The organism is Brachyspira sp. G79 (genome assembly GCF_002379365.1).
Lineage (GTDB): Bacteria > Spirochaetota > Brachyspiria > Brachyspirales > Brachyspiraceae > Brachyspira.
This window is the reverse complement of the sequence record NZ_JQIU01000008.1, coordinates 1,685,376-1,696,998: the sequence shown is the minus strand read 5'-3', so window position 1 is coordinate 1,696,998 and position 11,623 is coordinate 1,685,376. Positions and strand designations below refer to the sequence as shown.

General features: G+C 26.2%; 10 protein-coding genes and 1 pseudogene. 6 read left to right on the top strand and 5 right to left on the bottom strand.

Annotated elements, in window-relative coordinates:
* Positions 1 to 324: 324 nt before the first annotated feature.
* Positions 325 to 3,651, top strand: coding sequence for a DUF4132 domain-containing protein (locus KQ44_RS08910; protein ID WP_096737101.1), 3,327 nt, complete (start codon positions 325 to 327; stop codon positions 3,649 to 3,651).
* Positions 3,652 to 3,728: 77 nt separating this feature from the next.
* Here KQ44_RS08910 and KQ44_RS08905 read toward each other — a convergent pair whose 3' ends face one another.
* Positions 3,729 to 4,055 carry a hypothetical protein gene (locus KQ44_RS08905; protein WP_096737100.1) on the bottom strand — a complete coding sequence of 109 codons (327 nt, stop codon included), beginning with the start codon at positions 4,053 to 4,055 and terminating at the stop codon, positions 3,729 to 3,731.
* Between the two features lie 145 nt (positions 4,056 to 4,200).
* On the opposite strand from KQ44_RS08905, the gene KQ44_RS08900 reads away from it, so the two are divergent.
* The gene (locus KQ44_RS08900; RefSeq protein ID WP_096737099.1) at positions 4,201 to 5,004 is read left to right on the top strand and encodes a DUF2262 domain-containing protein; all 804 of its coding nucleotides are present in this window, start codon (positions 4,201 to 4,203) and stop codon (positions 5,002 to 5,004) included.
* Positions 5,005 to 5,788: 784 nt separating this feature from the next.
* On the opposite strand, the gene aroC is transcribed toward KQ44_RS08900, so the two are convergent.
* The gene (gene aroC, locus KQ44_RS08895) at positions 5,789 to 6,898 is read right to left on the bottom strand and encodes a chorismate synthase (protein ID WP_096737098.1); all 1,110 of its coding nucleotides are present in this window, start codon (positions 6,896 to 6,898) and stop codon (positions 5,789 to 5,791) included.
* Positions 6,899 to 7,157: 259 nt separating this feature from the next.
* Between aroC and KQ44_RS08890 the strand changes: the two genes are divergently transcribed.
* The 4 genes from KQ44_RS08890 to KQ44_RS08875 all read left to right on the top strand — a co-directional run bounded on the left by KQ44_RS08890 (position 7,158) and on the right by KQ44_RS08875 (position 9,162).
* Positions 7,158 to 7,751, top strand: coding sequence for a DUF2589 domain-containing protein (locus KQ44_RS08890; RefSeq protein ID WP_096737097.1), 594 nt, complete (start codon positions 7,158 to 7,160; stop codon positions 7,749 to 7,751).
* Between the two features lie 66 nt (positions 7,752 to 7,817).
* Positions 7,818 to 8,489: a DUF2589 domain-containing protein gene (locus KQ44_RS08885; protein ID WP_096737096.1), complete on the top strand. Its 672-nt coding sequence runs from the start codon at positions 7,818 to 7,820 to the stop codon at positions 8,487 to 8,489.
* Between the two features lie 16 nt (positions 8,490 to 8,505).
* Positions 8,506 to 8,847: a hypothetical protein gene (locus tag KQ44_RS08880; protein WP_096737095.1), complete on the top strand. Its 342-nt coding sequence runs from the start codon at positions 8,506 to 8,508 to the stop codon at positions 8,845 to 8,847.
* A gap of 42 nt (positions 8,848 to 8,889) precedes the next feature.
* Complete coding sequence (locus KQ44_RS08875; RefSeq protein WP_096737094.1) at positions 8,890 to 9,162, top strand: hypothetical protein; 273 nt, start codon at positions 8,890 to 8,892, stop codon at positions 9,160 to 9,162.
* 14 nt (positions 9,163 to 9,176) lie between these two features.
* Here KQ44_RS08875 and map read toward each other — a convergent pair whose 3' ends face one another.
* From map to KQ44_RS08860, 3 genes and pseudogenes are all read right to left on the bottom strand, one after another.
* Entirely contained in the window at positions 9,177 to 9,971 is a 795-nt protein-coding gene (gene map, locus KQ44_RS08870; protein WP_096737093.1) for a type I methionyl aminopeptidase, read from the bottom strand.
* A 14-nt stretch (positions 9,972 to 9,985) separates the two neighbouring features.
* Complete coding sequence (locus tag KQ44_RS08865) at positions 9,986 to 10,249, bottom strand: hypothetical protein (protein WP_020003831.1); 264 nt, start codon at positions 10,247 to 10,249, stop codon at positions 9,986 to 9,988.
* Between the two features lie 31 nt (positions 10,250 to 10,280).
* A pseudogene (locus KQ44_RS08860) lies at positions 10,281 to 11,623 on the bottom strand (AAA family ATPase); the annotation flags it as partial.

Genomic DNA, 11,623 nt, shown 5'->3' with positions numbered 1-11,623 from the left:
TTAAGCATTTTATGGAGAAATAATATACTTAATGTAACAAAAATTATTAATTAAAATATTTCTTAATATAAGATAGAGTTTTTTTAATTAATGAGTGCTTTTGCAACTTTTGCCACGGGAAAAGTTGATATAAATACAATTAAAAAATAATAATATTTGCTTAAGAAACATATAAACCAAACAGTGAGCCGAAGCCAGCAAATAAATAAATTTATTTGCTAATTATAGGCGAAGGCGAACATAGCAACAGTAATAAAAATTTGACATAATGAAAAAAATTAATTATACTATATAAAAATACTATTGAAAGATGAGGTATTAACTATGGAGAATAATATCAGTAATGAAGAACAAATAAAAAATAAGTTTGAAAGAATATTCCAATATGAAAATAATAAGAATGCATTTCTTGATTATTTTTACGGAAGATCAAACAGCTGCCCCACTTTAAGAAATTATTACAGTATTGATGCAGAAGAAATTATTAAGTTTTATTTTGATGAAAACACTTCAGAAGAAGATAAAAAAGCTCTGTCAAGATACGCTGAAACTGTAATAAAAGATATATACAAGGGTAAAGAGGTTTATGTAATTTTAAGATTATGCACTGGTGAAGATTTAGAAAAAGCATTAATAGAAAGTTATAATAATACACTTCAAGGAGATGTACATGATACAAAATATTCTAAAGTAAATCTAAGGAATAATGAAGGGCTTAAATATATAAAAATACAAGTCAATAATTTTGATAATTTTTTAGAATTAGAAGGCTGTATTCCTAAAAAGTTTAATCAATACTTAGAAAAAGTAAAAAATGACAATAAAGCTTTATTGAATAAAGAGCCTCATTTATTATTAACTATTTTGGTATATCTTATAAATAGAGATGATGATAAAAGCCTTATTAAACAATTATTAAATTATATAGACTCTCTAAAAATAAATGATGAAGAAACTATATCATTACTTTTTAGTATAGCTGATAAAGATGAAGAAGTTTATAAAAGATTAATGAATATTTTAAATAAAAATAATAATATCATTTATTTTCTTGTGAATATATACAATCAAATGACAAGAACTATAAAACTATATAAAAGATTATTTAAAGGATATTCAGAGGATAAAGGCTATTATTACTATACACAAAAACTTATACCTGAATATTTAGAACTATGCAATTTCCCTAAAGAATGTATTTTATTAAACACAATCGTTAACAATAAGACACTTTTTATTTCATATTTAACAGTAGAAGTAAAAAAACTATATGATGAAGATAGAGAAACATTTTATAGACTTTATGAGATAATAGAAAACTCAAAATTGGAACAATTATATCTTGATTATGCTATGCTTTCATCAATTATGCTTGCAGCAAATGATAACAAATATAATATAGATACCAATGCTATTGTAGAAACTCTCAAAACAATGTGCGTTGAGTTATTAAAAATAATGGGACCTATTAAAAGTTTTGATGAGATAATTTCTAAAAGCTTTAAATATGTAAAAGAAAACCCTTATAGTAATCACAGTCATTATTTATCGGCTATAATGTCGCTTGATGGTATAAATGATGAAGCATCAGAAATCACTACTAAATTATTAAAATATTACGGAATATATGGCAAAATTTCTATTTATGTTTCTATTCAGGAAATATTCTATAATAGAAATATTTTAGAAGCTAAAGAAAAATTAGTTAATGATAAAAAAGTGCCATTAAAAGATATTTATTTATCATTATTAGATTCAAAAAATGATATTATTACACTTATAAAAAATAATGTAGAAGAAACAAAATCTATCATGGAAGAAAAATCATTTATCACTTCTATAACATCAAATATTCAAGGTACTATATCATTTATTAATTATATTTTCAGGGATGAATTAAATAGTTTAATAGATAATAAATTTGATTTTGTTTTCAAAGTTCTCGATACAGCAAAATCAAAAGAAATAAAAAGGCATTGTGTATTGGTAATAAATAATAATGAAAGCATTGTTAGAAGCGAAGTAGAAAAATTGGCAAATGAAAGAAAAGATACTTCAAGAACAGTTTATAAAGAGATAATTAAATATTGGGATTTACAAAAGTTTGATGATGATTTTCAATTTAAAAGCGTTGATGAAATAAACGAATATTTAAATAAATACTATAATGAAGGACATGAAACTCTAATAAAAGATATAGACGAAAATATACTCTCTAATATTTTATTAAAAGATAAAAAAACTAAAGCTCCTTTAAATATAGTTAAGTATGTTTTTATGGAATATATTGCTTTAAAAGAGCCTTCAATATTAAAAGACTGCAACAAGATAGCAGAGTTTTTTGATATTGATTCACTTAGAAATGCACTTGAAAATATATATTCAAATTGGCTTGATAATAAGGCAGATACAAAATTAAAAAATATACTTATTCCATATTGTCTTTTTCAAACTGAAGATAAACTCTTAAAGTTAAAGGCTCAGATTGAAGAATGGGCATTAAACTCAAGAGGAGCATTAGCAGCACATGCAGTATATGCTATAGCATTAAATGCAAGCAAATTTGCATTGGTATTAGTTGATACAATGTCTGTAAAAGTTAAAAATAATCAGGTAAAAAATGCTGCTAAAGATGCATTAAAAAAGACTGCCAAAGCATTAGAGATTTCAGAAGATGAGCTTATAGATAAAATAATACCAGATTTGGATTTTGATAAAAAGGGTACAAGAGAACTTCATTACGGAGGAGAAGCCGACAGAGTATTTACACTTCAAATAAAAAATGATTTCACTATAGAAGTAACAGATTCAAACAATAAAGTTTTAAAATCACTTCCTGCTCCAAACAGTAAAGATGATAAAGAAAAAGCAGATGCGGCTAAAAAAGAATTAACTTTGATAAAGAAAAATATTAAAATGATAACTTCTAATCAAATAACAAGATTAAATAAAGTTTTATTAAACGCTCGTAAATGGTCTTATAAAACTTTTACAGAACTTTTTGTAGAAAACCCTATAATGAATATATTTGCTTTAAAACTTATATGGGGTGTTTATGATGAAAAAAATAATTTAATAGAGAGTTTCAGATATATGGAAGACGGAAGTTTCAACACTTATGATGAAGAGGAATATATATTTGATGATACTATTAAAAATAAAAAGAATATTACTTTAGTTCACCCCATAGAATTAGACAGTGAAAAATTATCAAAATGGAAAACTCAGTTAAGCGACTATGAAATATCACAGCCTATAAATCAGCTTGATTTATTATTTGAAGAAGTGAAAGAAGAGTATATAAAAAATAATAAAATTATATCATTTGAAGATAGAGAAATAACAGCGGGCGAAATAATGTCAATGGCAAATAAAATGTCATTTGAAAGAAGCAGAGATATTGAAGACGGAGGAAGCTATACTTATTATGAATTAAAAGACTCTATATTAAATATTGCATGCCGTATAGATTTTGAATATATGTGGTTTGGAATAGAGGCTAGCGAAAAAGTAACATTTAAAAATATTGCTTTCCACAGACTAGATGAAAATGGCAGCTGCAATGAAGAAGAGTATATTAATCCTTTAGAAATTAATAAGAGATTTACTTCGTCAATATACGGAACAGTAAAATCTTATTTTATAAAATAGAAACTTTTACAACCTGCATATATTTTTATTATGAAAATATATGCAGGTAACAAATCATATAAAATAACTAAAAGTTATTAAAAAGACTTATTCCAGATAGCATTTCCAACTCCGAATGATTCTCTTCCCAATATACTTCCAGTAAATTCTAATCCATTATCATATTTAATTATGATAGTTTTAGAACTTGCATTTGGAAAACTTAAAGTACCATTTATAAAAGCACCAACATTAGCATCATACATTTGAACATTATGAAGATTATTATTTACTTTTGTTAGTACAATATATGATCCTGGAGCTTGAGCCGAATGATAGGTTCCTTCTCTAGGGATCAAGTAACCGTAAACAGATGCTATTGAACATATAGTCAATATAACAGTTGCAATAATAATTTTTTTCATTTTTTACTCCTTTTTTGTTATATAAATAAATACGTAATAATAAAAATATTCCCGTTTTTTTATAAAAAATTAGATTGGTATTTACTTTAGAATATGAAAAATATATAATTCTGATGTATAGGAAAAAATTAATTAAAGGTACAAAATGAGCAAGGAAATTGAAAATTTTAATAGTAATTTCGATGATGAAATTTTAGACATGGCGTTTGTGCTTAAAGAATCATGCTTAGGAGCTGGTAAGGCTAATAAAGATAAATATTATACTTTATATATTTATGCTATGGCTTTAAAAAATATTTCCTCTAATGAAATTATAGAAAATGGCAATATTCTTATTCAGAAAAAAGTTAAAGAAACAAAAGAGTATTTTCAAATGATTAAAAGTAAAAGCATAGCAAGATTAAAGGTGAGAAAAGAAAAAACTTCATCTGATTTATATATGAGGTTCCTGCTTGAAGATATTATTGATACCAACTATAAAGATAATGATTTAAATATTATATTAGAAAAATATTCTAAGCCTGTTTATTATAAAGATGAAGAATTAGGAGATTTTGAGCTTGATAAAAGTATAGACATGTTTAGTAAAGATATACTATGGAATGATAATAATATTTCAGTCTTATTTGAAGATATTGATGAAGAACTAAATAAAAAAAGTGTTGATATAATAAAGAAAATATTTACTAATAAAAAAGATATTGACAAAAAACTAAAAGAGTATATATCAGAAAATATGATTGAAGATGCCAACAGCTGGAACGATGATGCAGAAAAGCCTCATATAAATAGAGAAGAGTTTGAAAAATTAATAACCTTAACATCTATAACTATAAGCGAAGATATTATAACATTTTGGTTTGATGACGGGGATATTTTCTGGGGACATACTATAGTATTAGAAAGCGACTGTGATTTTAATTTTACAGATGCTCATATAGAAGGATAATTAATTTTTAATTACTTCTACGCACGATAAATAGAATTAAAAACATGAATTTATCTATAATTCAAATTTCGTTATACTATATAAATTTTACTTAGCGTGCGTTAAATAAATTTTTAATATAATGACACTTTAGATTGTGATAAAATATATAAAAACAAAGTATTGATATCTAAGTTCTATTTTATTTTTATGTCAACTTTTCCAGTGGCAAAAGCTGCAAAAGCACATATTTAAAAATTAAATCTACTAGTAAATTTATATATAATAAATGGTTTGTATTAATAAAACTTTTAAAATTTATTATTGATATTTTATCTTAGTATATTACTATATTAATAGGGTATAAAAATGGACAAAGAAATTGAAGATTTTAATAAAGATTTTGATGATGAAATTTTTGACTTTACATTAATACTTAAAAGATACTTGTGAGTTCTATATTAATTTTTTATTTATAGACATATTTTATAATGATGAATATGATATAAGTTAAAATTTAAAATGTATTGGCATAGAATAAAAGTTTGGAGTATTAATAAAAGTTTAAAAATTTCATTACATCTGCCCGCCCTTCTAAATTTATTTGTATTATTATGTTACTTATGTACTATTTTTGTTTTTTAGTTTAATACTCTTATTTCAGCTGCCCACCCAAGAGTTTTTTAAATTTATTGCGTTTTTAACCGCACGTAGAATGAAGTTAATAATTATAGGTTTTATTTGTAATTTAAAATTACATTATATTTAAGAATTTTGTTTAACGTGCGGTAAATATATTTTTTAATTATAGTAATTTCCCTTTCATATCTATACATAAATCAAGTATGGCAATAGCAAGTGCCGCCTCTATTACAGGTACAGCCCTTACAGCTATGCATGGATCATGACGTCCTTTAATTACTAATGTTTCTTCTTCTTTTGTTTCTATATTGAGAGTTAATTGTTCTTTAGATATTGACGGAGTAGGCTTTATCACAGCATTAACTATTATAGGCATGCCGTTAGATATTCCTCCTAGTATGCCTCCGTTATGGTTGGTTTTTGTTTCTACTTTTTTTATATTATTATAGTTTTTTATAGTATATAGATCATTACATTCGCTTGCTTTGTAATTGACAAAATCAAACCCAAGTCCGAAATCAATTCCTTTTACAGCAGGAACAGCAAACATTGACTGAGCTATTCTGCTTTCTATAGATGAGTAAAAAGGATCTCCGAAACCAGCAGGTACATTAAATGCAGCAGCAGTTATAATTCCGCCCACGGAGTCCGTATTCATTTTAGCTTCTTCTATTATGCTTATCATTTTCTTCATAGCTTCATCATCAAAAACGCTTAATTCTTTATTGTAATTGTCTATGAACTCTTCATATGTTGGAAATGTATTATTTGGATATTTATCTTTTATATTGTATATTTGTTTAATATGAGCAGCTATCTCTATATCGAATTTTTCTTTTAAAGCTAATTTTGCTAAAGCTCCTGCAAATACCAAAGGAGCAGTTAATCTTCCAGAAAAATGTCCTCCACCTCTTATATCATTAAATCCGTCATATCTAAGCATAGCAGTATAATCACTATGAGAAGGTCTAGGCATTATTTTTAAATTAGAATAATCACCGCTTCTTTTATTTTCATTTTTAATTACCGCAGCAATAGGCATTCCAGTGCTTTTGTTTTCGAGAATACCTGATAATATTTCTGGTTTATCAGATTCTGCTCTTGCAGTTGAGAGCTTTGCATTTTTAGCCCTTCTTCTTTCCATTTCGCTTTCTATAAAATCATAGTCTATATTAATACCATAAGGAAAACCATCTATAACACAGCCTATAGCCTCGCCATGAGATTCTCCAAATAAACTTAATTTAATATTATTACCAAATACGCTTCCCATAGATATATTCCTAAAATTAATTTTTTATTATAATTTCTATTAGTATATATTATTTTCTATAAACTTTCCATATTATATTAATAATTAAAATTTATAGATAATATAATTTATTTAGTATCAAATGTATTAAAATGGTTGAAAAAATATATGGTTATTATGAAATTATGGATTTGAACTAATGAATGTGAACTATAATTCATTTAAATAATTTTAGATAATAATTATTATTAGTAAAAAAATACATCAGGAGAGTCTTGTTATGGCTAAATTTAATGATGTAATTATTGCAATTGCCAAATCAGTTGCTGAAGCCCAAGCCCAATTAGAAGAAACGCAGGTAAGTAATTTATCAAAATATTTTAAAAGAAAGAAAAATAGAAATTATAAAGATAATGGTGAAAATAAAGAAGATGAGCATTTACCTGGTGTATTTCCTATAAGATTGAAAATTGGTATGCCTGATGAAAATAATAAATATGGTAATAAATATTATTGTGTTCCTTATATAAACTTAATTCCAATATCGCAGCTTAATATAGATTCAATAAAAGCTTCATTTGATATAGCTATTCTTGATCTTATAGAAGCGAAAAAAGAAACAGATAAATCTGTTTTTAATGATGTATTTAAGGGTGACAGAGTAGATAATATGTCTGATTTTAATAATTCTTCAGATGTATCTGTTGATCTTAAAGGTGCTGGTATTAATAAGGATAAGGGTACAAATATTAATATTGAGATTACAATAAAAAAATCAGAAAGTAGTGAAGGAATGTCTAAATTTATAAATGAGATAACAAATTTAAGTCAGGGGTTTTTAACAGTAAATAAAAACAATCAAAATGATGATTAATAATAATTATATTTAATAATAATTTTTAATAAAAAATAATAAATAAAATTTTTAGGGAGGAAATTTATGGCAGTAGGTGATAATAAAGTTATAGCCAATCAATTTACAGGTCTTCCAATGTCGTCTCTTATAGGAGCTCCATTGCAGGCGGCGGCAGAGGCACAGTTAAGATTAGCAAATATTACAAAGGACTTTATAGAAAGTGTTGGAATTGATAGAGATGGTAAAAAAGATGAAAACGGTAAAGAAGTAAAGTCAGAGTCAAAACTTAGGACTGTCGAGTTTGCATATAAAAAAATTGTAAAAAAAGATGATGGAAGTAATGATACTGTAGATATGGTATTAAGAGCTCCTTTGCTTAGTATGGTTAAAGTACCTGCTTTATTTATAAAAAATGTAGATATTACTTTTGACATGGAAGTAAAAAGCAGTGAAGAAGAAAAAGGTTCAGATGATAGTTCAGTTGATACTACAACATCTGGAAAAGTGGGATGGTGGATATTTTCTGCCCGCACTGAAATAAAAGGAAGTGTAAGTTCTCATAAAGAAAATACTAGAAAAACAGATACTTCTGCTAAATACCATGTGGAACTGCATGCTGTAGATCAGGGAATGCCAGAGGGGCTTGCCAGAGTATTGGATATAATAAATGCTACTATTGTTCCTGTAGAATCTGCAAGTGACCCTCAAGGTAAAAATAAAACTGAAACTAAAACTGAAGCTAAAACTGATAGTTAATTAAAAATAAAAACTTATGATTATTAGTTTTAAGTCTCTAAAAGATATTTTAGACGAAAAAGCTGTATTGATGAAAGAGGTTTATGAGAGAGAGCTTTTTAAAAAGTATTCTTCTCTTATACCTCTTTTACAATATACATTTAATATAAAAGATGTGCATAATTTTTTTTCTTATACAAACTATGATATTGATATAAGTTTCAGCATTACAGCTTATCAGGTATATAAAAATGTATTTTGTTTATATGATTATTTCACAGATGACAAATATGAACTTTATTTTTCATCTCAGTATGGAGTAAAAATCAACAATAAATATATAAATAGACCTGAAAGAGTAATGTTTGTTTTGGTATAATAATATTTGATTTTTGGTAATGAAGTAAAAATAGGATATTTTATGTCTGACAGTAAAATTTTTGATCTAACTAATATAAGATATGTAAAAAGAATAATAGTAGGACAGAATGATCCTAATATTCCCTATAAAGAAGAAGATTATCAAAAAGCAAATGAGTTATTAAATAAATGCTTAAATGAAGTTCCAAGAGGAAAAATTATAGGTATAGAAAGAAATTTTTATTTGTTTAATTTAGGAGAACATCAGGTAGTTCTTCAATGGCTTACTTATCATGTGGGATTTGAAAGAAAACCTATGTGGCTTGAAGAATAATTTTATTAATAATTCTATTTTTTTATTCCAAGTATTTCCACCCCAGTTTGAGTGATTAAAACAGTATGCTCAAAATGTACAGCTAAAGAATAATCTGGAGTAGATAAAGTCCAGCCGTCTTTTTCTTTTTCATATTTATCAGTACCGTTTGTTATCATAAGCTCTAATGCAAGTACCATATTAGGTTCTAATATTACATCATTATTGGGGTGATAAAAATTAAATATATAAGGAGCTTCATGATATTCATAACCTACACCATGACCTGTAAGCGATTTTATAACACTGAAACCATATTCATGAACTTTATTTTCAACAGTTTTTCCATATTCGCTTAAAAGTACATTAGGCTTTAATTTGTAAATAGAATATTCTAAAGATTTTTTGCAGGCATCTATAAGTTTATATGCTCTATGATTAACAGAGCCCATACCACCTTCTATAACTACAGTTCTAGCACAGTCAGCATAGTATCCATTATATTTTACTCCCACATCCACACATACAGGTTCCCCATGAACAAGTATTTTATTATTAGTAGGTCTTCCATGTGCTATTTCATTACCGCTTGATATGCTTGTAGCAAATCCGTAATCTGGAACTTCAAAGTTTGCAGGATATGCATTTTGGCTTTTTATGAATTTTTCAACTTCTTTATCTACTTTAGAAGCTCTTACTCCAGAGATGCAAAGTTTGAAAGCTAAATCTATAGAGTCCTGTGCTATTTGAGCTGCTTTTCGTATATTTTCTATAGCTTCATCATCTTTTATACTTGGTTTTACTATACCTTTCATCTCTTTTATAAACATTTTATTTTTATCCTTTATTTTAAAGATTTAGGAGTAAATATATATAAAAGAATAACAAGTATAATAGCACCTAATACGGCAGATGATAAATTTATCCTCACATATTGTATATTGCTTATTCTAGGAAGATAATAAGAACCAAGCAAAGCACCCGCAGTAGATATAAGAAACATCATTACCCAGCCGCCGAATACTTTAATTTTTAATATTTTGCCAAATACTAAGCTGACAATGATACCTATAACTATAAATGCCGATACTACTATAATATATTCCATTTATTTTCTTTTACCTCTTTTATTATAATATTTAATTAGATGAAAGTCCTATGAAGAATGATTTTAATCCGCCTTCATCATTTTCTACTGGAACAAATATCATATGAGATATATTTTCTCTGTCAGCAGCATCAAATTTATTTTTTAATGAATCAGAAGAAAACGGATCTGATACATATAAAGTTTTTTTATGCGATAAAATCTTTTTAAATAAAGCTTCATTTTCAGTTATATTTAATTTATCTTTTGTAGCGTCTGATATATTCTGAGATTCATCTATAGTATAGCTACCATCATCTTTTCTTGTAAGCATAGCAGCATGTTTTATATCCAAACCAGACTGCTCCTTTATCCAATTAAGCATATCATGCATATTTTTATTGATAAATTTTTTACCCCTGATTGATTTTAATACATTTTTCCAACCAGCTGTCATGTTTTCCTTTACTTTTTCTTCTGCTTCTCTGTAAAAATCATCTGGTATTTTAGGTACCTCTTCAGGATCATATAAATCTTTATCTGTAAGATCGTCTGTATCAAATGTGTCTTTTTCACTAGCAGGTTTTACTACTTCTCCGTCATCATATTCTTCCCTGAAACTAGGTGATAAATTAGAATTATTATTATCGCTATTTTCTTCATCATCATAATCACCAAGAAGAAAATCTCTGTTAAGAGAGAAGTTAAAAGCATCGCTTGAAGAAAAATATTCTTCTTCTTTTTTTACTATTTCATCTTCTAAAATAGAACCATGACTTATCAAAATGTCCCCCTCATTATTATCATCTATAATATCATCAATGCTCTTTATTATATCCTCATTTTTATTATTGTCTACATTGTTATTATCAATTGTTTCTTCCAGTTTATCATCATCATTTTTTGTACTATATGAATTTGCTTCATTATCTGAATCAGGTATATCCTCCATGTTTTCAGTTGTGTCATCTTGGTTATTATCTTTATTTTCTAATTCGTCATTTAAATTAGGTATATCATCTAAGTTTTCTATAGTATCATCTATATTATTGTCATCTTCACTTTTATTTTCTAATTCATCATTTAAATTAGGTATATCATCTAAGTTTTCTATAGTATCATCTATATTATTGTTATCTTCATCATTTTTGTCATCTTCACTTTTATTTTCTAATTCATCATTTAAATTAGGTATATCATCTAAATTTTCAACAGTATCATCTATATTATTGTCATCTTCATCATTTTTGTCATCTTCACTTTTATTTTCTAATTCATCATTTAAATTAGGTATATCATCTAAATTTTCAACAGTATCATCTATATTGCTTTCATTATTATCACTATCTAATTTATTTAATTCCTCTGTATCTTCTTGCTTATTATTTTCTTCAT

Bases quoted from the DNA above. Each gene is read 5' to 3' on its own strand.
- map (WP_096737093.1), bottom strand. From the start codon at position 9,971: ATGTTTATAAAAGAGATGAAAGGTATAGTAAAACCAAGTATAAAAGAT.
- KQ44_RS08900 (WP_096737099.1), top strand. From the start codon at position 4,201: ATGAGCAAGGAAATTGAAAATTTTAATAGTAATTTCGATGATGAAATT.
- aroC (WP_096737098.1), bottom strand. From the start codon at position 6,898: ATGGGAAGCGTATTTGGTAATAATATTAAATTAAGTTTATTTGGAGAA.
- KQ44_RS08865 (WP_020003831.1), bottom strand. From the start codon at position 10,249: ATGGAATATATTATAGTAGTATCGGCATTTATAGTTATAGGTATCATT.
- KQ44_RS08890 (WP_096737097.1), top strand. From the start codon at position 7,158: ATGGCTAAATTTAATGATGTAATTATTGCAATTGCCAAATCAGTTGCT.
- KQ44_RS08905 (WP_096737100.1), bottom strand. From the start codon at position 4,055: ATGAAAAAAATTATTATTGCAACTGTTATATTGACTATATGTTCAATA.
- KQ44_RS08880 (WP_096737095.1), top strand. From the start codon at position 8,506: ATGATTATTAGTTTTAAGTCTCTAAAAGATATTTTAGACGAAAAAGCT.
- KQ44_RS08885 (WP_096737096.1), top strand. From the start codon at position 7,818: ATGGCAGTAGGTGATAATAAAGTTATAGCCAATCAATTTACAGGTCTT.
- KQ44_RS08875 (WP_096737094.1), top strand. From the start codon at position 8,890: ATGTCTGACAGTAAAATTTTTGATCTAACTAATATAAGATATGTAAAA.
- KQ44_RS08910 (WP_096737101.1), top strand. From the start codon at position 325: ATGGAGAATAATATCAGTAATGAAGAACAAATAAAAAATAAGTTTGAA.